The organism is Paenibacillus oralis (assembly GCF_003863965.1).
Classification (GTDB): Bacteria; Bacillota; Bacilli; order Paenibacillales; family Paenibacillaceae; genus Fontibacillus; species Fontibacillus oralis.
Window position 1 is genome coordinate 6721918 of sequence record NZ_RRCN01000001.1, and the last position, 20231, is coordinate 6742148.

The 20231-nt window shown below is 50.8% G+C and carries 21 protein-coding genes and 1 pseudogene; all 22 read right to left on the reverse strand.

Translation table 11 applies throughout. From position 1 onward, the window contains the following. Positions 1-9: 9 nt before the first annotated feature. The 22 genes and pseudogenes from EHV15_RS30040 to EHV15_RS30150 all read right to left on the reverse strand — a co-directional run bounded on the left by EHV15_RS30040 (position 10) and on the right by EHV15_RS30150 (position 20201). A complete protein-coding gene (locus EHV15_RS30040; protein ID WP_128634489.1) occupies positions 10-465 on the reverse strand; it encodes a YaiI/YqxD family protein in 456 nt (151 codons plus the stop codon). A 213-nt stretch (positions 466-678) separates the two neighbouring features. After that, the gene (gene glyS / locus EHV15_RS30045) at positions 679-2754 is read right to left on the reverse strand and encodes a glycine--tRNA ligase subunit beta (protein ID WP_128634490.1); all 2076 of its coding nucleotides are present in this window, start codon (positions 2752-2754) and stop codon (positions 679-681) included. After that, on the reverse strand, positions 2747-3634 hold the full coding sequence (gene glyQ, locus EHV15_RS30050; RefSeq protein ID WP_128634491.1) for a glycine--tRNA ligase subunit alpha: 888 nt from the start codon (positions 3632-3634) through the stop codon (positions 2747-2749). Before glyQ ends, glyS begins: the two co-directional genes overlap by 8 nt. 664 nt (positions 3635-4298) lie before the next feature. Then, on the reverse strand, positions 4299-5048 hold the full coding sequence (gene recO / locus EHV15_RS30055) for a DNA repair protein RecO (RefSeq protein WP_128634492.1): 750 nt from the start codon (positions 5046-5048) through the stop codon (positions 4299-4301). Positions 5049-5098: 50 nt separating this feature from the next. Further along, positions 5099-5233 carry a YqzL family protein gene (locus EHV15_RS30060; protein WP_128634493.1) on the reverse strand — a complete coding sequence of 45 codons (135 nt, stop codon included), beginning with the start codon at positions 5231-5233 and terminating at the stop codon, positions 5099-5101. 109 nt (positions 5234-5342) lie between these two features. Continuing rightward, the gene (gene era / locus EHV15_RS30065; protein ID WP_128634494.1) at positions 5343-6245 is read right to left on the reverse strand and encodes a GTPase Era; all 903 of its coding nucleotides are present in this window, start codon (positions 6243-6245) and stop codon (positions 5343-5345) included. A gap of 36 nt (positions 6246-6281) precedes the next feature. Then, entirely contained in the window at positions 6282-6695 is a 414-nt protein-coding gene (cdd, locus tag EHV15_RS30070) for a cytidine deaminase (protein ID WP_128635612.1), read from the reverse strand. 532 nt (positions 6696-7227) lie between these two features. Next, on the reverse strand, positions 7228-7608 hold the full coding sequence (locus tag EHV15_RS30075; RefSeq protein WP_128634495.1) for a diacylglycerol kinase family protein: 381 nt from the start codon (positions 7606-7608) through the stop codon (positions 7228-7230). After that, positions 7608-8105 (reverse strand): rRNA maturation RNase YbeY, encoded by a 498-nt coding sequence (ybeY, locus tag EHV15_RS30080; RefSeq protein ID WP_128634496.1) that lies wholly within the window; start codon positions 8103-8105, stop codon positions 7608-7610. Before ybeY ends, EHV15_RS30075 begins: the two co-directional genes overlap by 1 nt. After that, a complete protein-coding gene (locus EHV15_RS30085; protein WP_128634497.1) occupies positions 8077-10377 on the reverse strand; it encodes an HD family phosphohydrolase in 2301 nt (766 codons plus the stop codon). The genes ybeY and EHV15_RS30085 overlap by 29 nt, the downstream gene beginning before the upstream one ends. A gap of 18 nt (positions 10378-10395) precedes the next feature. After that, positions 10396-11367 carry a PhoH family protein gene (locus EHV15_RS30090; RefSeq protein ID WP_128634498.1) on the reverse strand — a complete coding sequence of 324 codons (972 nt, stop codon included), beginning with the start codon at positions 11365-11367 and terminating at the stop codon, positions 10396-10398. 6 nt (positions 11368-11373) lie between these two features. Beyond that, the gene (gene yqfD / locus EHV15_RS30095) at positions 11374-12555 is read right to left on the reverse strand and encodes a sporulation protein YqfD (protein ID WP_128634499.1); all 1182 of its coding nucleotides are present in this window, start codon (positions 12553-12555) and stop codon (positions 11374-11376) included. A 3-nt stretch (positions 12556-12558) separates the two neighbouring features. Next, positions 12559-12846 carry a sporulation protein YqfC gene (gene yqfC, locus EHV15_RS30100; RefSeq protein WP_128634500.1) on the reverse strand — a complete coding sequence of 96 codons (288 nt, stop codon included), beginning with the start codon at positions 12844-12846 and terminating at the stop codon, positions 12559-12561. A gap of 182 nt (positions 12847-13028) precedes the next feature. Beyond that, on the reverse strand, positions 13029-13472 hold the full coding sequence (locus EHV15_RS30105; protein WP_128634501.1) for a GatB/YqeY domain-containing protein: 444 nt from the start codon (positions 13470-13472) through the stop codon (positions 13029-13031). A gap of 15 nt (positions 13473-13487) precedes the next feature. Beyond that, complete coding sequence (rpsU, locus tag EHV15_RS30110) at positions 13488-13661, reverse strand: 30S ribosomal protein S21 (protein WP_005547957.1); 174 nt, start codon at positions 13659-13661, stop codon at positions 13488-13490. A gap of 103 nt (positions 13662-13764) precedes the next feature. Beyond that, positions 13765-14130, reverse strand: a complete 366-nt coding sequence (locus EHV15_RS30115) for a histidine triad nucleotide-binding protein (protein WP_128634502.1) — start codon at positions 14128-14130, stop codon at positions 13765-13767. Positions 14131-14490: 360 nt separating this feature from the next. Beyond that, a complete protein-coding gene (locus tag EHV15_RS30120; RefSeq protein WP_128634503.1) occupies positions 14491-14793 on the reverse strand; it encodes a hypothetical protein in 303 nt (100 codons plus the stop codon). Between the two features lie 756 nt (positions 14794-15549). Further along, positions 15550-16623, reverse strand: coding sequence for a hypothetical protein (locus EHV15_RS30130; RefSeq protein WP_128634504.1), 1074 nt, complete (start codon positions 16621-16623; stop codon positions 15550-15552). Between the two features lie 196 nt (positions 16624-16819). Then, complete coding sequence (locus tag EHV15_RS30135) at positions 16820-17881, reverse strand: hypothetical protein (protein ID WP_128634505.1); 1062 nt, start codon at positions 17879-17881, stop codon at positions 16820-16822. Next, positions 17856-18443, reverse strand: a complete 588-nt coding sequence (locus tag EHV15_RS30140; protein WP_128634506.1) for an RNA polymerase sigma factor — start codon at positions 18441-18443, stop codon at positions 17856-17858. Before EHV15_RS30140 ends, EHV15_RS30135 begins: the two co-directional genes overlap by 26 nt. A gap of 253 nt (positions 18444-18696) precedes the next feature. After that, positions 18697-19218 (reverse strand): hypothetical protein, encoded by a 522-nt coding sequence (locus EHV15_RS30145; RefSeq protein ID WP_128634507.1) that lies wholly within the window; start codon positions 19216-19218, stop codon positions 18697-18699. Between the two features lie 46 nt (positions 19219-19264). After that, a pseudogene (locus EHV15_RS30150) lies at positions 19265-20201 on the reverse strand (ABC transporter ATP-binding protein). Positions 20202-20231 lie beyond the last annotated feature (30 nt).

A 20231-nucleotide genomic window follows, 5' to 3' on the forward strand; every position in this document is an offset into this window, starting at 1 on the left:
TCGCTAAAACTATACATTCTCCTGCAAATGTTCCAAAAGTTTTGACAGCACTTCGGCAAAATGTTTGCGATCTTCATTCGTGAAAGGCTTCGGCCCTTTATGGCGCTGCCCTCCGCGCCTTGCTTTCGCGTGAACATGCCGCCGCTCCAGCAAACGATCGATATTCCCCGGATGAAAGATTTCGCCGCGGGGCGACAAGCTGGAGCAGGATTTGGCCAAAACCAGCGCGGCAAGGCCATAATCCTGGGTGACGACGATATCGCCTTTCGCGACATGGTTCGCGATATACAAATCGGCGCTCTGACTGCTCCGGTCCACCTGAATGACCGCAACTCCGTCCGCCGGCTGCAGCGTGTGGTCATAAGAAGAAACCATCACTACCTGGACGCCGTAACGGCCGGCCGTCTCGGCGATCTCCGCCTTCACCGGGCAGGAGTCCCCATCCACGACAATGCGCATAATCATCGCCTCGCCTTCCGGGAATGTGCCTATCATTTGTCTCTAATGTGACTTCATTTTAATTTCTAACGGACCGAAGTGCTCTTATTTACCCGAAAAGGGTCGAAAACACGCGTTTTAACGCCAAATAAGATCACTGGGGTCCGTTAGATTCTGAAAACTCCCGATTTCGCTCAAATAACGGCGCTGGTGTCCGTTATGAACAATATGCCGGGCTCCCTACCAAACCAATTTGCCGAAATCGGCGAACGTCTTGAGATCGCTGTCGATAGCGGCAAGCAGTGCCAAACGGTTCTTGCGGATCGCTTCGTCTTCGGCCATGACCATGACGGCATCGAAGAAAACGGTGATAGCGTCTTTCAAACCACTGAATACTTCAAGCGCCTCGGCGGCATTCCGCTGGGCAAGCGCCTCGCGGTATTTGTCCGTAACCGCGCGCCATGCTTCATGCAGCGCTTGTTCCGCCGGTTCGGCGAGCAGATCGGAACGGACTTTTTCGCCGGTCGCTTTGGCGGCCAGGTTGCTTACCCGTCCGAACGATTCAACCGTCAGTTTGAAGTCCGCCTGTCTGGTTACGGCATCCATCAGCGCGTTCCCCCGGGCAACGACGGACACGACATCATCATATCCTGCGGCGATAACGGCATCCACGACATCGTAACGCAGGTTGTCGGACAGCGTCTTTCTGACGCGAAGCCCAAAGAACTCCAGCAGATCTTTCAGGATTTCCTCTTCACCGCGTTTTAGCCCCTGGAACTGCTGATGAGTTTCCAACGCGATTTTGAAAATATCGGTCAGCAAAATCGGCAGCTTGTGCTCCAAAACGATCTGCACGATGCCGGCCGCTTGACGGCGCAAACCGTACGGATCCTGAGAACCCGTCGGGATGATCCCGATCGAGAAGCAGCCCGTGATCGTGTCGATCTTGTCGGCGATGCTGACGATCGAACCGACGGTGGACGCAGGCACCGCATCATCGGCGAAACGCGGCTGATAGTGCTCGAAAATCCCTCTCGCCACCGCTTCCGGCTCCCCGGCTTTGCGGGCGTAATCCTCGCCCATCACGCCTTGCAGCTCGGGAAACTCGTAAACCATTTGCGTAACGAGGTCGAATTTGCAGATTTCCGCAGTGCGCGCGGCCGCTTCGGCGGTGCCGCTGTCGGCGCCGACCAGGGCGGACAGCTTCTCTGTATTGCGGCGAATGCGGCGGACTTTGTCGCCGATCGTGCCAAGCTCTTCATGGAACACGATGCTTTCCAGCTTGGACAGCGCGTCCTTGATCGCCAGCTTCTGGTCTTCCTCGTAAAAGAACTTCGCGTCGGACAACCGGGCGCGCAGCACCTTTTCGTTCCCCCGGGCGATGACGTCCAGGGAAGCATTGTTCCCGTTGCGGACGGTGACGAAATAAGGCAACAGGCGCCCCTGGCCGTCCAATACCGGGAAATAACGCTGATGCTCGCGCATCGATGTGATGAGCACTTCCTGCGGAATGTTCAGGAACGATTCCTCGAACGCGCCAAACAGCACGGTAGGCGTCTCGACCAGGAACAGCACTTCTTCCAGCAGATCGTCCTTCACCGCGATATGCCAGCCTTTTTCCTTGGCCAAGGCGTCGATTTGGCTTTGGATCATGGTTTGGCGTTCATTCACGTCCGCGATGACGAACTGGGAGCGCAGCGTTTCCACATACGCCGCCGGCTCTTTGATGATGGTTTCGGCACCGAGAAAACGATGGCCGCGCGTAACGTTGCCCGATTTGACGCCGGCGATTTCCAGGTCGACCACGTCCTTTCCGAACAAGGCCACCATCCAGCGGATCGGGCGTACGAATTTAAAGTCGTAGCTGCCCCAGCGCATGTTTTTCGGAAAATTCATCGCCTGCAAAATACCCAGCAGCCCTTCGGCCAAAATCCCCGCTGTCTCCACGCCTGTGCGGCTTTTGCTGACATAGACGTATTCCGTGCCGGCAACCTCGCGGAACATAAACTGCTCCGGTTCGGCCCCTTGGCTGCGGGCAAATCCGAGCGCCGCTTTGCTCCACTCGCCATTTTCATTCAGCGCGATTTTGCGCGATGGGCCTTTGACTTCCTCGTGCACATCCTCCTGCTTTTCGGCCACATCTCTTACCAGTACGGCCAAACGGCGTGGCGTGGCGTAAGCTTCAACGGCGCCGTGGGCAATGACCGACTCCTCCAGCCATTTTGACGTCCGTTCCTTCAACTGCTCCATCGCTCCGCGGATAAAGCGGGCCGGCATTTCTTCCAAACCGATTTCAAACAGCAGATCTTTAGCCACGTGCAGCTCCCCCTTTCTGAAGCATCGGGAAGCCGAGCTTCTCGCGCTCCTCCAAATACGTTGCGGCGACTTGCCGCGACAAGTTCCGTACCCGCGTAATATAACCGGTCCGTTCCGTTACGCTGATCGCGCCTCTGGCATCGAGCAGGTTAAACGTATGCGAGCATTTCAGCACGTAATCGTACGCCGGGAACACCAGATGCTGCTCCATCGCTTTGCCGGCTTCCTGCTCGTACATATTAAACAACGTGAACAGCATTTTGACGTCGGAAATTTCAAACGTATATTTGGAATGCTCATATTCCGCTTGATGGAAAACGTCGCCGTAAGTCGTACCGTCCACCCACTCCAGCTCGAACACGTTTTCCTTGTCCTGAATGTAGGAGGCAAGACGTTCCATCCCGTAGGTGATTTCCACCGCGACCGGATTCGCTTCGATCCCGCCGACCTGCTGGAAGTAGGTGAACTGGGTGATTTCCATCCCGTCCAGCCACACTTCCCAACCGAGGCCCCACGCGCCGAGACCCGGATGCTCCCAGTTGTCCTCGACAAAACGGATGTCATGCTCCAGCGGATTAATGCCGAGCCGTTTCAAGCTTTCGAGGTAAATTTCCTGGATGTTGTCCGGAGACGGCTTAAGGATGACCTGAAACTGGTGATGCTGATACAGCCGGTTCGGGTTTTCCCCGTAACGGCCGTCGGCCGGACGCCGGGAGGGCTCCACATAAGCTACGTTCCACGGCTCCGGACCGATCGCCCGCAGGAAGGTCATCGGGTTGAGCGTGCCGGCCCCCTTCTCCACGTCGTACGGTTGAACGACGATGCAATTTTGTTCCGCCCAAAACTGCTGCAGCGTTAAAATCATTTGCTGAAAATTCATCTACCACATCTCCTTTGCACTATAGAGGATACCCAACACGAAACGGAGTTGTCTCGGCCGGCGCCGAAAGGCCCGCCGCTTGGGCTTTGGAACTTGAAGGAGCGCCGCCCGTAAAACAAGGCTCAGCCGCTCCTGCCCGCGCATCAGCCGATCGTAACGAGGCAAATCAAAAAGCCCCCGCCTCCTACGCCTGCTGACAGACGTAGGGACGAGAGCTGAAAGTTCCCGCGGTTCCACCCTACTTGATTTGCAACCATGTTTCGGTCAAGCGTGCGACCCTGCGCTAAAGCACAAACCCGGTGTGCAAATCCGCTTTTCACGTTCATTTCATGCTCCCGGGGCGCCGTTTTCGTGAGACGATCCAGCCAGGCTCCCACCATCCCCAGCTCGCTTTCAAGGTAGGCAAAAAATCAACTTTTGATCACGAAGTTATTCATGAGGCATACTCGGCATCGAATCTTGAATTCAGCAGGGCCTTCCGTTGCTCACGTAGGCTCCCCTACGCTCCGTTACTCAGTCCCAGCTTCATCCAACCTTCTCGGTGCTGAAAAGCTGTTTTTTTGCCAAAACCAAATCAAATTCCCATCTCACTACTTTTCCCGTTCAACGCATGTCTCCAAAAAGGAGAAATTCTTATTTATAATATATGATTTTATGCCGCTCGTCAAATCTCATATTTGTCCAGCTGATCGAGAAAATTCCGCGATTTCAGCTTAAGGCCAAGCTGCATGTCCATGAAGGCCCGCATCACCGTTTTCAGCTCCTGCTTCGTTTCATCCTTGACGCTGGCGTTGCCGAGCCTGCGCAGATCCATTTTTTCGAACAGCGACAATAGCTTGTATGTTCCGGGCGATACTTTCATCGCCGCCGGGTCTTGGTGCCGGCAGCCGCCGCACAGCTTCCCGCCCAAGCGGGGACTGACATAGAGCGACTCATCAGTTCTCCCGCAGGCAATGCAGCTGGCGAAGGACGGACCGTAGCCCGCGGCCTGCAGCATTTTCATTTCGAACAAATGGACGACGATTTGCGGATCCTTCCCGGATGAGAGCGCGTCGAGGCAAGCTTTTAATTGCGTGAACCAAAAGCTCCCGACCTCCTCGTCCTGCAAGGTCCGGTCCAGCAGCTCGCAGACATAAGAAGCATAGGCCGCCAAAAAAAGGTCCTCACGCAAAGAAAAGTGAGATTCGATGATCTCACCTGAATTGAGCGTTCCGAGCCCCCCGTTTTGACGAAAAAACACATATTCGCCGTACGTAAAAGGCTGGGTCAGCGCCGCATGCCGGCTTTTCACCTTTTTGGCTCCGCGCGCCAGAACCCCGACCTTACCATAGCTTTCCGTGCATAAAGTAATGATTTTATTGCCTTCACCATAATCCATGCTGCGGATGACGATTCCTTCCACCCTGTAAAGCATGATATTTCCCCCAAACCGTCCTGGCTGCTGCTCCCGATTCTTCCCTTCGGTCACTCGGCCTCTTCTTCCAAGACCAGCTCTTCGGCCGCAGCCTCCTCGTCGGAACTGCCGCAGGCTTCTTTATACAGCAAGTAAGCATCGACATCTCCAGTCATCGCAAAATACTTCCACGAAAAATCTCGCATTCGTATTCATCCTTTCTTCGGAAATGACGCCTGCATCTTCAAAGAATAGGATGTGCCGAAGGACCGGAACTATGCGTTGCAATAACTCCCAGTATAGAATACGCCGGACTTAAGCGTCCTTGTGGAAGCCGAGGTCCCGCAGGATACGCTCCTGATTGCGCCAGTCTTTTTTGACTTTCACCCACAGCTCCAGAAAAATTTTCGAACCCAGCAAATTTTCGATATCCTGACGGGCCAGCTTGCCGACTTCCTTAAGCAAGGCCCCCTGTTTGCCGATGATGATCCCTTTTTGCGAATCGCGCTCGACGAAAATGACGGCGGAGATATAGACGACTCCGTTCTCCTGCACGCGCATATCTTCGATCGTCACCGCGATCGAGTGCGGAACTTCCTCGCGCGTGAGATGCAAAATTTTCTCGCGGATCAGTTCGGCGCACACAAACTGTTCCGGATGGTCGGTCACCTGATCCTCCGGATAATATTGCGGCCCCTCCGGCAAATATTTGCCGATTTGTTCGATCAGCGTGTTTACGTTGTTGCCGAGCTTCGCCGAAATCGGCACGATTTCCGCGAACTCGTACAGCTTGCGGTATTCCTCCATGATCGGCAGCAGCTGCTCCGGCTCGACGCGGTCGATTTTGTTCAGCACAAGAATGACCGGCGTACCGACGCCCTTCAGACGCTCGATGATAAACCGGTCGCCGCCGCCCAAACCTTCCGCGACATCGACGAGGAACAGCACCGCTTCCACCTCTCCCAGCGTGTTCAGCGCCGTGGTGTTCATATAGTCGCCAAGCTTCGACTGGCGTTTATGGATGCCGGGAGTATCCAAAAAGACGATCTGCATCGCTTCCGAGGTGTACACCCCATGAATTTTGTTCCGCGTCGTCTGCGGTTTATCGGACATGATGGCGATTTTTTGGCCGATAATGTGGTTCATCAGCGTCGATTTACCGACGTTTGGCCGTCCGACAATCGCTACGAAGCCGGATTTGAATTTCGCTTTTGACATAAGTCGTTTATTCCTTTCCTTTAGTGACTTGGCGGATTATTTGCCGGACTCCTCCAAATGCGAAGGAGCAAAGGCGTACGGAAGCAGTTCGCGAACCGTCGTATGGCGGACGCCGCCCCGCAGGTTGCCGAGAATGACCGGCATGTCCGGACCGCACAGTTCAAGCATTACCTGGCGGCAAACGCCGCAGGGAGCGACGGGGTCGTCCGTGTCCGCGACAACGGCGATCGCCTGAAAGCTGCCGGGGCGGTGTCCGTCGGCAACGGCGCGAAACAGAGCCGTACGCTCGGCGCAGTTTGTTGGGGAATAGGCGGCGTTTTCGACGTTGCAGCCGCGATGCACTTGTCCGCGCTCATCCAGCAGCGCCGCGCCTACGCCAAAACCCGAATATGGGATATAAGCCGCTTTACGGGCCTCTATTGCTTCTTGAAGCAGTTTTTCGTAATCCATGACCATAAACTATATCATCTCCTTAAATGACCAAGATAACAAGGCTTTAACACAAACAGCGTTTGACAAAGCAATCAGGCGCACATCTTCAGGCTAACCTGTTCATCCTTCCAATGCGATGGTACTTGGACCGAAGGGCCCCAGGCAAGCGGGATGCCGCTGAATATCAAAGCAGGAGTCCGCCGATAAGTGGCGGCGCTATTTGGTATTGCACCGAGAAAACCGGCTATAACCAGGCTGCCCGAGAAACTCCAGCGAAAAACATAAGGGCAAAAAAGGGCGTTATTTCAGCGGTATCCGTCCATTTGAGAGAAATAGAGGAAATTAAAGTCGCTATTTGCTCAAATCGTAAGGAAATACCTACGTTTGGGACCATTCATAGGTAAATAAGGACAAAAAATGTCGCTAATGGGGATCAGTATGCTGCGACTCCGGATAATAAGAACACAAAGTTCCGCTATTTTGAAGGGCGGAGGGTTCGTCGTTCCAGTTGCCGGCCGTTTGCCGGGTGTCATGCGCCGATTTCTAGGTTTCAGCCGAACAAAGCGTGAAACCAGGCTATAACCGGCCTGTAGAAGATCAATACCCCGATCACGACGGCAAAAACCGCCGCAGCCAGCACTGCCCCGGCAGCGGCATCCTTGGCCAGTTTGGCGAGAGGATGCCGCTCCGGGGTGATAAGATCAACCGCCGCCTCAATCGCCGTGTTCACCAGCTCGAGGGATATCACCAAAGCGATCGTCAGCAGCAGGACGGCAATATCGCGGGGCGGAAGTGCAAAATAAAAGGAAGCCGCAATCACAACGACGGCGGCAAAACAATGAAAACGCAAATTCCGCTGCGTCTTCAGCGAAGCCGCGATCCCTTCCAGCGCATACCGGAACGAAGCGGTCCACCTGGCTTTGGGCTTCATCAGCGCGTCAGCCCTACTTTGGCCAACGCCGCTTCCTGCTTGCCCATCATTTCCGCTTCGCTCGCCGCGTCCTGATGATCGTAGCCGAGCAAATGCAAAAACCCGTGGACGAACAAAAAGCCGATTTCGCGTTCGATGGAATGCCCGTATTCGTCGCTTTGCGCCTTGGCCTTCTCAACGGAAATGATGATGTCGCCAAGCACGTCGGCCAAATCGTCCAGCTCTTCATCTTCTTCAAGCTCATAGACGATTTCAAGCTCCTCGTCCAACGACTCGTTCATCGCAAACGACAGGACGTCGGTCGGCCGGTCGATCCCGCGGTAATCCCGATTCAACTCGTGGATGGCGGCATCGTCCACGAACGTCAAAGCGACTTCCCCTTCGGTAATGCCCTCCGCCTCCCCGGCGGTCTGCAGCGCCCGATCGAGCAAATCGATCAGGTCCTGGCCGATCTCCATTTTATCTTGCTCATTGCTCCAAGCCAGTTGTAGGCCCATTTACGCCCTGCCCCCTGTCTTTCTCTTCATTCTGTTTGTTTTCCTGGCTTTTCTTGATCTCCTCCGGATATTCGATCCGGGAATGGAAGATCCCCATGACGGTTTCCTTTAGCGTCTGGGCGATGATATCCAGCTCGCGCAGCGTCAAATCGCATTCGTTGAACTGGTGATCGTCAAGCCGGCTTTTGATGATTTTCTCGATCATCGATTCGACCTGCTCCACCGTCGGCTTGCGCAGCGAGCGCACGGCCGCCTCCACGCTGTCGGCAATGCCAACGACGGCCGCCTCCTTGGACTGGGCTTTGGGCCCCGGATACCGGAAATCCTCTTCGGTGAAGTCGGGCTCTACCCCCTGCTCTTCGGCCAGGCGCAGCGCCTTGTGGTAAAAATAATGCAAAAATGTCGTTCCGTGATGCTGCTCCGCGATATCGCGAATCGGCTTCGGGATTTTATATTCCTTCTGCATTTCCGCGCCGTCCCGGGCATGGGCGATAATGATCGATTTGCTCAGCTTCGGATCGATGAAATCATGCGGATTTTCCATATTGTTCTGATTCTCGATAAAATAACTCGGCCGTTTTGTCTTGCCGATATCATGGTAATACGACCCGACCCGGCAGAGCAGCCCGTTGGCTCCGATCGCCTCCGCGGCCGCTTCCGACAGATTGCCGACCATGACGCTGTGGTGGTACGTTCCCGGCGTTTCCGTCAGCAGCTTGCGCAGCAGCGGATGGTTCGGGTTGGACAGCTCCACCAGCTTCAGCGCGGACAAAATGCCGAAAGTCACCTCGAAAAACGGCATCAGACCGATAACGAGGATCGTCGTTAACAGGCCCCCCGCCACGGCAAAACCCAAATCGTACAGCGTGCTGGTTTGCGTCCAGTCATTTTTGTCAAGCAAGGTCAGCGAAAAGACGGCAAACGAACCGAACAGGCAAATCATGATTCCCGCCTTAAGCAGCGTCGACCGCTGGCTGGCCCGATGAATGGCGAATATTGAAGCAAAGGAGATGACAAGGGCGAAAAAGCCGAACTTAAAATCAAAAATCTCCCCTTGATGCACATTCAAAATGATGCTCGCCAGCACGCTGAACAGGATGGAGCAAATATAAGCCAGCGGCACTTCGAGCAGCAGCGTGATCAGCATCGCCCCCGTCGCGATCGGCGCCAAATAGCCGATGTACGAATGCTGCTCGTCTTGCAGAAGGTTGATGACATGCATCGAAACGATCGTAATCAAAATAATCATCAGCAGCATGACGAATTGGGCGTTATTGTATTTAAACCGGCCGGTTCCTTCCGAATGGCGGATATACATAATAAGTCCCGTCGCCATCAGCAGGGACAGCAAGATCAAGCCAAACTGCGGCGAATAGTCGACCTCGTCCTTCAGCAGCCCGTTTTTCTCCAGCAGGGTGTACATTTCCTCGGTAATTTTTTCGCCCTTTTTAACGAGGACATCCCCTTGCTTGATATAGACGGTGGGCGTATTTTCACGCGCTTCAACCTTGGCCGCCTTCGTCGCTTCCTCATCGTAAAAATTGTTGGCCGTAATCGACAGCCGCGCCAGCTCCTGCACGACTTCCCGGGAAGTCCGCTTGCTCAGGGAACTCGTGCTGACCATTTCCGCCACCTTGGTCCGGGCCGTCTGGGCGTCCACGATCGGATCCGCCGTCAAGCGGGCCACGATATCGGCCGCCACCGTTTTCATTTCGTTGATGTCCTCAGCGGTCAAGCGGGGAATTTTGATGAACGTTTCCTCGGAAATAGGGTACTGCTGTTCATCGATCCGCTGGGTGACTTCCTCAAACAAGGTCGCCGAATAAGCGCTGTTGTTCCGGTTATTCATAATAAAAGTTTGAACGTAGTCCTTAACGCGCTGCGGCAGCTCTTCGCGGTAAATTTTGATTTTGTCGTCCTCGGACACCTGATCGTCCTGATTCAGCCGGAAAATCCGGTCCAGCATCTGGCCGACCAGCGCTTGATTGCGAAGCGGGAGAATCGTATAAACTTGTCCGACCTTCTCGGCCGCGTCCTCCTGGGCTTTCAGCGTCGCTTTGGTGTCCGGGATGTCCATCGGCGCCATAATCTCTTTGTCGCTGGGCAGTCCCACGGCGATATCATAGGTTTCGGGCAGCAGTTTGGGCGCCATGCCGGCATACAGCATAACGACAAGCACCGCATACAACAAATAACGCACCGTTGTGCTATGTTTCCATCCCGCAAAGGCGGATTGAAACGCGCCTTTATTTTGCTGATCGTTATTCGTCATAAAAGACAGCCCTCCTGCTTACCCTTGATTTTCAGCAGCACGGTCATATGCAACAATGATTTTCTGTACCAGCGAATGGCGGACAACGTCCGATTCGGCAAAGTATACGAAACCAATCTCCTCGATGCCGCTTAAAACCGTCTTAGCTTCCACCAGCCCGGACTTCTTGCCTTTGGGCAAGTCAATCTGCGTAACGTCTCCGGTAATGACCATCTTGGAGCCAAAGCCCAGCCGGGTCAGGAACATCTTCATTTGTTCCGGCGTCGTATTTTGGGCCTCGTCCAAAATAATAAACGAATCGTCCAATGTCCGGCCGCGCATATACGCCAGCGGCGCGATTTCGATCAGGCCGCGCTCCAGCGCTTTGGCCGTTTGCTCCGGCCCCATTACGTCATAGAGCGCATCGTAGAGCGGACGCAGGTAAGGATCGACCTTCTCCTGCAGGTCGCCCGGCAAAAAGCCAAGGCTCTCTCCGGCTTCCACCGCGGGCCGGGTTAAAATGATCCGCTTGACCGTTCCTTCCTTCAGCGCCGCGATCGCCAGCACGACCGCAAGATACGTCTTCCCCGTACCGGCCGGACCGACCCCAAACACGACGTCCCGTTTCTTGATCGTCGTGACGTAATGCTTCTGTCCGATCGTTTTGACGCGGATCGGCTTACCCCGGTATGTGACCGCAATTTCGCCTTTAAATAGATCAAGCAGTTGATCCGCCCGGAAATCTTTGGCGAGTTCGATCGCATAGAGTACGTCCCTTTCGGTCAACACATACCCGTTGCGAATCAGTTCGAGCAATACCTCAAACAACTGCTCCACTTTCTCCGCCTCATGCTGTTCGCCGCGGATCGCAATTTCCGATTCGCGCAAAACGATGCCTGCGCGCAAATGCTCTTCGATTAATTTCAGGAACGCGTCTTGGGGTCCAAATAAAGCAAGTCCTTCCCCCGCGCTCTGAAGCGGTAACTTGATGCTCACCAGTTGTTCAGACAAATAGCCTCATTCTCCTTGATCTCGTACTATCGGAAGTTCTTCCGCAATGTTTTGCTCTACTTCAAAATGCACTTTCATATAAACTTTACCATTGTCTGTGTTCTCATGCAAAATTTTTTGATTCATAATGAGGCTGTCCACGCCGTATTTGGCCAAAATATCCCGTTTCGCCCGCTCGATCCCCTCCTGCTTGGCCTGCTCCGCGGTCCGTTTCCATTCCATGTCCGTCGTTTCCAGCACCTTTTCGGTCATCCAGCCGATCGGCAGCTTAAAGCTCCTCCAGGTGAGCGGATCAAGCTCGGTTATCGTCTCCGATTGCTGGAACGAAATTTTCCCGTAACCGGTGAGTTGGATCGCCGTGTTTCCGAAATACAAATAACCCCGCTGCTTCCTTTCCCCGGTGTACACTTTCTGTTTATGCAAAAGCGGCACCTCGATCTTGTATTCATGCCACACGATGCCGCGCACCACGCCTTTGGAAACGACGGCCTTGCCTCCTTGAAAACCGGATACGAGCACCTGGCCTTTTTTGACCCGGTCGTTTTTGCTCACTTCCGGCTGGCCCTTTTCCGCGTAAATATGGGAAACGACCGCATCGGATTTGCTGACGAGATGGCGCGGGCTGAGCAGCGCTTCTTCCTTCGGCTTGGTCGCCTCCACCACCTGTATCGTGATCCGCGTGCCGGTCCGGGAGACGCCGACCCAGGATGTCCCCGGAAGCTTGCGCGTCAACTCCGCCGACAGCTTGTCCTGTTTGGGCAGGCGAAAAATCCACTGAAACGGATAAAGCCCTTCCTGCTTGGCGGCGGCAAGCACGTCTTCAGTGGCGATTTTCTCGTTGCCTTGAACCTCAATATCCCATACCAGCGAGGATAAACAAAAGATTGCCGCGATAAAAAAGGCAAAGCCGGCGATAAACGCTTTTCTTTTCCGGACCCGCGTCATAATAAAAGGCAGCCCTGACCGTCCTTTGACGGATATCCGGCAGCCTGTCCTTTTTAAAAAGGGACGCAAGCGAAAAAAATCGGAAAGCCCCACTTTCATTTCCATATGCCCTTCCGGCAAGGGCATCACGTCCCAGACCTCGATGCCTTGTCCGGCCAGCTCGTTGACGAGCTGTTCGGTCTTCCCCCCGCGGACCAGGATGGTGACCACGCCGCGCAGTTTGGTGATGGCCGGTAATTTCACGATTTACTCCTCCATTCCTCGATACTTAATGCCGAATATTCGGCCCTCAATAACCACTTCCTCGGGCATGATCGCTTTGATGACCAGTTCCTTACCCTCCACCTCCAAAGTGCCTTGGCTTAGCGCCAAATGCAGCTCCTCGGGAGAAAAGTGGATGACGCCCCGGTGATTCTCTATGTACAACTGCTGACCTCCGATCAAGGTGAGCCTGGGCAAATCGTATACAAGGTCGCTGGGCAGGTCGAGCGCATCGACCGTCCATTTGCGGATTTTGCGGACAAACCGGCTCATATGAGGCAATCCTCCTTCCCCTACTGTACAAATTATGCGGGGGGCCGAGGATTTATGAAAATGGAAAAAATCCCGCCCTCGCCAGGAGAACGGGATCATAAATTGCGTTTGAACTACCTCTTTATGAAAATGAAAAAACACCCTCTACATCAATAGTAACGTAGAAGGTGTTCGTCTGTGAGTTATTGCAAAAGCTGTTGAACCGCCTGGTTAACAAGCTTGCCTTCTGCCCGGCCTTTCACCTTTGGCATAAGCGCGCTCATCACTTTCCCGATATCGGCTTTCGAAGAAGCACCGGTTTCCTGGATGGTCTGCTGTACAATGACTTTAATTTCTTCTTCGGTTAGCTGTTCGGGAAGATACTCAGCAAGGATCTCCGCTTCCGCTTTCACTTGTTCGGCAAGATCGTCACGACCCGCTTTTTCAAATTCTTGGAGGGCATCTTTGCGCTGTTTGATTTCACGACTAAGGATATCAAGCACTTCATTATCGTTCAAAGTTCTTTTCAAATCTATTTCAAGATTTTTCATCGTAGCGCGAACCATTCGTATGGTGGAGAGCTTGAACTTGTCTTGATTCTTCATCGCTTGCTTCATATCTTCGTTCAATCGCTCGCTAAGATTCATAGCAGCTAAATCCTCCTAAAACTTTCTCTTACGAGCAGCCTCGGACTTTTTCTTGCGCTTTACGCTTGGCTTTTCATAATGCTTACGTTTCTTCACCTCAGCCAATACTCCATCTTTCGCGATGGAACGTTTAAAGCGACGAAGTGCAGCATCAATTGTCTCGTTTTTGCGAACTTTAGTTTCAGACACCAGTTTTCCCTCCCTCCGACCAGACCGTCCAAGAGCATAACACGGTTCATCAAACTTCATTATAGGGGAAAGTGAAATAGAGTGTCAACTTCTAAATAGCCCTTTACAGCGCATGCGAGTCGGAAGATTGTACCAAGGCCCCCAACTTCGCCCCGCCAAGCAGATGGTAATGTATATGCTGCACCGCCTGTCCGCTGTCCGGGCCGCAATTGTTGATCAAACGGTACCCGCTTTCAGCGACGCCGAGCTGTCTGGCGACATCCTGGGCGATCCGGTGCATTTCGCCAATCAAAACAAAATCCTCCGGAGCGACCTCGTCCATCGAACCGATATGCTTCTTCGGAATGATCAGCACGTGCACAGGCGCGGCTGGCTGAATATCGCGGAATACGAGAAACCGGTCATCCTCGTAAACTTTACTGGACGGAATCGATCCTTCTACGATTTTACAGAACAAACAGTTGTCCATCTTGATCCTCCTAATTCGGTTGTCTTTTCCAATAGATCCATCATACCGAAAAAAGGCAAAAAAAAGAAGCACCCTGCTACTCCTATAAGAATAGCTGGTCGCACGGACGTATTGGGCGGAAAAACAAGAATTTCTCCTCACCAATACGTCCGGCGGGGTGCTTGCAAAGTGATGTCGGCTTAACTGTAGTATAACAGCAGAGTGATACTGTATCTGTGATTAGTATCACCTAAAAAAATGAATTTCCCTTTACTTACACAAACTGTCTTGTATCATTATTTTTTCCTATTCGTCTGCACCGTCTTGAAAGCCTGATAGTCAGGAACCTCACCAATCCGGTAATGAAACGTGCGCTCCATGTCAACAGCGGCAAAGCACCAATCCACCAGCAAATAGCACAACGATACTTGAGGCATAACGCTCAAAACCGGCCAGTCGGATCGCTTCATCCAGCGGCATGGAGAACAGATACAAGGCCAGGATGCCGGCATAGTACAGTACAACCATCACATCCAGTGCAATCAGCACTTTCCACAGATTCCACTTTTTCTTAAGCACCACATAGGCCACAATCGAGGTACAGATTGAACTGGAACAGATCCGGGTTATAGAAACTTTGCGGTGTCTGAACCAGTCCCAGTTTAAAGGTTGGATCGATCTCATCCTCACGGCGGAGCCGCCATTCTCCATTTTCTTCGATAAACGTGGAGAGCAGGAAATAAGGGACGGTTTTCATCAGAAACGTGTGCTGCAGAATCATATCCGCATCAAAGGTGGCAATCAGCGGTGAAGACGTCTTGCTCAGCGCATTATTCAGGTTGCCGGACTTGGCATCTTTGTTGCCGGGGAATCCCAGATAACCTACGCTAAACTGATATTACTTTACGTAAAGCGGAAGTCTCTCATCTGGCTCAAGCGATGAAATAAGGATGATCGTTTCGACATGTTGTGTACCTAATCATCCTACACAAGCTCCAATTTGACATATTTTCACAAAATTCTTTCTTTGAATATTGAGGGTATACCATCGAAAGGGTTGGCAGTAAAACGAAGAAACCGTAACCTTTTTGGTAAAAATTTCGGCTGAAATTTTACATAAAAACAACTCGTTTTCGCCTCTGTTTGAAGAGTGTAAACTACCCTTCATTTCTACCAATAAATGGAGTCGATTGGTGGTATGCTGATGAGTAACCAAAGCCCCTCCGGATTACGGAGAGGCTTACTGTGGATGAGTCTTAATCATCTCTATTTATTACTGTCTGAACTTAATTTGGAATACATACATATTCCCTAAACGTTCCTCCTACTCTCTCGTGCTGTCGAAGTGTTCCTTAGAAGGTAAATATTGGTATTTGCGCATAGGTCAGTCCCTTCATGATAGACGCCCTTTCATTATATAGGAGATTTCCACATTTAGAATTAGTTGATTAATAATTTTGGTTCCTCATTTGCAGGCCCTACGATCGTGTTTCCGTCGAAACTGAGATGCTGACCATACTTCTCTACTATAAAGTCGTTAAACGATCCGTCTGTATCCACTGTGGCAATGACTGTGGGAGCCCCTTTTTTGGTAAACGTCATTTGATCCTTGTCCCATGCATTTGTTCCTCTTGCTCCCTTATATCCTTTCAAATCCAGATTTAGCATCGTTTTTGCGTCTTTCACTGCATTCTTCATTAATGTATCCAACGTCAGATTCTTGATCTTTGCATCTTTTGCTTTTTCTTCCTTTTGGAATTCTTCGTAATTATCTATGCTTTTACCATTACTATGATGTACGCCTGCTTGGAGCAGTTCCAGCGTTTGTTCTTCAATGGCAAAGCTCACATCCATCGTTTTTGATTTATACTTATATTGATACACATTTGGTTTGCCATCACGGACAAACATACGATCCAACTTAGCACCCTGCTTGACCTTTCCATTAGTAAGCTTGGATAATACCTGAGCAGCCTTCTTCTGCACGCTTACCGGGGCATCGTCAGGTGCATAATTTACGCCATGCAGCTCTCCGTTGTCTTCCATATAAACTTGTTTATTTTGTTTGGCATTCGATGAGATTGTACCCACACGGTAGATAGACTCTGAGATGCTGACATACTTTGGTGTTTCCCCTGGGAACAAAGCTTCCCACGTTTCCTTCAGTTTGGTTTGATATTTCCCACCGTTTAGATCTTCATAATTGATGTTAATACCGATATCTTCGAGCTTTCCATTCTTTTTATAAGTAATAATATCGTCCTTGAAGTTCTCTCTTTTAAAATGGATAGAATCTTTCGTAGCCGTTCCTTGAATTAACGTATACGTATTTCCTGTCAATTCTTCAAGTTTTGCCTGAGCCGTTTGCATAAGCGTTTGCTCAGATTTAGCATCTTGCTCAATGTTCACATCCACGTTGTTATACGTATTAGCTTGAATCGGTGTATCATATCCAAGCAGACTTCCTGATAATAAGGCTACTCCGACGATAGGAAAAATTATTTTTTTGTTCATATTAATAAACTCCTTTATTTTTTTTGCTTACCCACAGCTTTTTAATGGAATGCTTCAGTCACGTTGAAATGAATCTATAGAAAAACAGTAGTCATCACCCCCTCTCTCTGCCTTAGACCGGGCAACAGCACGTTCAACTTGCCAGGCAGTACAGCTTGAGCCATTTTAATTCAGCCTAATCCCTGCATCTTCTTGATTAGTCCGTTCCTTTTTCAGATAACTGCTTTAGTTCAATTTTAATTGAATAGATCGTTCCTTTAGAGGTGAATAGCGCAGTCACGTCTGGAGAACCCTCTTTTGTGAAAGTTAATGTATCAAACCGTGATTCAAGTTTGGATACGGTATAATCAGCCAAGTCCAAATTCATCCATACTTTAGCTTGTTTCACTGCTTCCTCATGAATCTTGTCCAGTTCAATTGCTTTTGTTTTGTCAACTAAGTCATGATATTTATTTTTATCATCCAATTTATTAAGTTGATCCGACAACGGAAAAGCTAATACCCTTGTGATCTGATTCGTATTTTTTTGTACATCAATGAGGATAGAACCCTTGTGTGTATGATACACGAACTTATACACCGGATTTTGATCGGGTCTTAAGATCATTTGACTTACTGACCGTTCACTTTCTTTAAAATCCCCAACTTTATGAAAAGCTTGGTCCGCTGCATCTTTTGCAGCATCTGGAACCTGCTCCTCTCCAATCGTTTGCTGCGCATAATACCATTTACCTTGGTCAAATTCGATGGATCTGTTTTCGTTTCGCGCCTCTATGTGAAATGTGTTCGTATCATATTCGTACATAATCACATCATTAATTTCTTCCCCCTGGGGAAAAATCTCATTCCAGACCCTTTGCAACTGGCTTTTAAACTCTTGGTCCTCAATGTCATCAAAGCGAATCATCCCCGTATGAAAATACTTACTCCCATCCAAACCTGTCGCATAAAGTGTATCCACCTTCTCATTTGGATTCATTTTCATTTCTTCGACAAAAGGATTCAAATAGTCAAGCAATGATAGCCGCTCTATAGTTTGAGCCATGACAGGAGTTAGAAACACACAAAAAACAACCAAGGCCGCTGCGATGACTCCCACTCTTCTTGTGAAGACTGGCTTTTGGGGTGGCACGCTTTTTGATTCAAGTTTTTCTACAATCTGTTGACTAATGCTATGCTCTGGCGTCTCCGTATCCCGAATCATTTGCTCCACCTGTTGAATACTTAGAGTTTTAGATGGATTTGGTGATTGACGCATTCACTCTTCCTCCTTCATTAACTTCCTTCGTCTGTAGTTTTTTGCGAAGGCGTTCATACTTTTTGCGCACAGTTGCTGGTTTCATATTCAACATTTCACTAATCTCGTCAAAGTGATATTGATGAATCGCCCGGAGAACTAATATATGTCTCTCTTCGATCGTCAGTAAATTTAGAAAATCCTTCAGTGTAGTTTGACTGTCTATTTGCTGAGTCGAGGTCTCAGGCTGATCATATTTATAACGATCTATAAAACGAAACCACCTTTTTTTGCCCCGGATTTGATTCAGACTGTAATTGTAGGCAATTTTGTACAGCCATGCCGAAAAACTCATATTTGGACGATACTTATGTATCTGTTCATACACTCTAATAAAGATTTCTTGCCTAGCATCCTCGGCTTCTTCCTTGTTTTTGAGCATATGGTAACAATAGATATACATCGGTTTTTCATAGTTTCTTATAATTGAAGCGAAGGCTTCCTTATCACCAAGTTTAGTCCTTTCAACCAGCATCTCAATTTCTCCTGAGTTTGATTCATACTCTCTGTAGTCTCTATCCAAAAATCATCCCCCCTCCTGCCTACACTCTTAATACACCTAAGCAGCTCATTTTGTGACAGCAACATCAAAAATAATACTTGGTAACATCATCGACCTTGAAATGATGAAAAAGAAAAAGAATATTTACGGGTATAAAACACTAGAGAAGCCTTGTTTTCCATTTGTATCGTACGAAGCCGGCAAATTATTCAGTACAATCTCCTAGAGGATATGCCGGCCTTTATTATTTCTCGATGTGCTTCCCTACATTGAATCACAAAGATAAAAGAAGAAAAACACAGCCTATAAAGGAAATAGCACTCTTCCAGATAAACCTTAAGAAGGAATCGGCTTGTCCGGGCACAACTTGCAACACCGCGGAAACCGCGTTGTATTTGTCGGCAAAAGCGGTGATCATCCCCTGTACGATGCCGCTTGCAACGGCATTTTGACTGCCCGCGTACAGCGAAATGCCGCTGCCGGTCAGCTCCACATAATCATCGTACCGGTTTTGCTCCACTTCCTTCCGTCCGTCCATTCCCGCCTGCAGCGGTGTAAAGGTGATGCCGGATTGGGCCGCTTCCTGGGAAAAGGATTTCGAGAGCGCGGCGTTTTCGCCCTTGTCCCGCACCAGCACGCGGATATCACCGACCTCGATCGTGCCGTTAAACGTACCCGCCAGCGCCGTTCCGAGTATAAGCATTAACACGATAGGAAACGCCAGCATAAAAATCAGCGTCCAGCGGTCGCGGAAATCTCTTTTGATCTGTGTGGCCGCGATCGATAAGATATTCATAGATTCAACCTCCAACTTTCGGTTCTGCGGGTGGGGCAAAAACGGGTTAGTCGCGCAGATTGCGCCCTGTCAGCGTCAGAAACACAGTTTCCAGATTCGGCTCCCGCTCCTCCACGGAACGGATCACCGCGTCGTTGTCCATCAGTTGCTTCAGTATGCTGCTCAAATTATCCACAAACATCTCGCTGCGAATCCGGATCACGTTGCCTTCGCGAGCGGCGCTGCGTACGCCGGGCACCGCCTCCACCAGCCGGACATGCCGGTCTTCCGCTTCCTTTAATTCGATGCGGATGTCCTTGACGTCCGTGATCGTCGTGATCAACTGCTCTTTCGTGCCGTCGGCGATGATTTTTCCGTGATCCACGATCGCGATGCGGGAGCAAATCTCCTCGACCTCCTCCATGTAATGGCTGGTGTAGATGATGGTGCAGCCCATCTCGTTCAATTTGCGGACGGAAGTGAGAATATAGTTCCGCGACTGGTGGTCGATGCCCACGGTCGGTTCGTCCATGATGATCAGCTTCGGGCGGTGCGCGATGGCACAAGCGATGTTCAGCCGCCGCCTCATCCCGCCGGAGAAGTTTTTCGGGATGCCCTTGCTCTTGTCCTCAAGCCCGACGAAACGGAGCGCCTCCTCGGTCCGTTCCTTTAGTTCCGCCCCCCGCAGCCCGTATAGCCCGGCGAAAAACTTCACGTTTTCATAAGCCGTTATATCCTGATAGATTGCCAAATCCTGCGGCACGATGCCGAGATTCATTTTGGCGAAGCGGCTGTGTTTGGCGATTGATTTGCCGAGGATCCGAATCTCTCCGGCGGTCGGCCGCAGCAGCGACGCGATCAGGTTGATCGCCGTGCTTTTGCCCGCGCCGTTGGAGCCGAGAAAACCGAATATTTCACCGTCCCTGACGGAGAAAGACAATGTTGTCGACGGCGATAAAATCGCCGAATTTTTTCGTCAATCCATTGATCTCTAGTACGTCCAGCGTAATCCACTCCATTCCTTTCGGTTCATG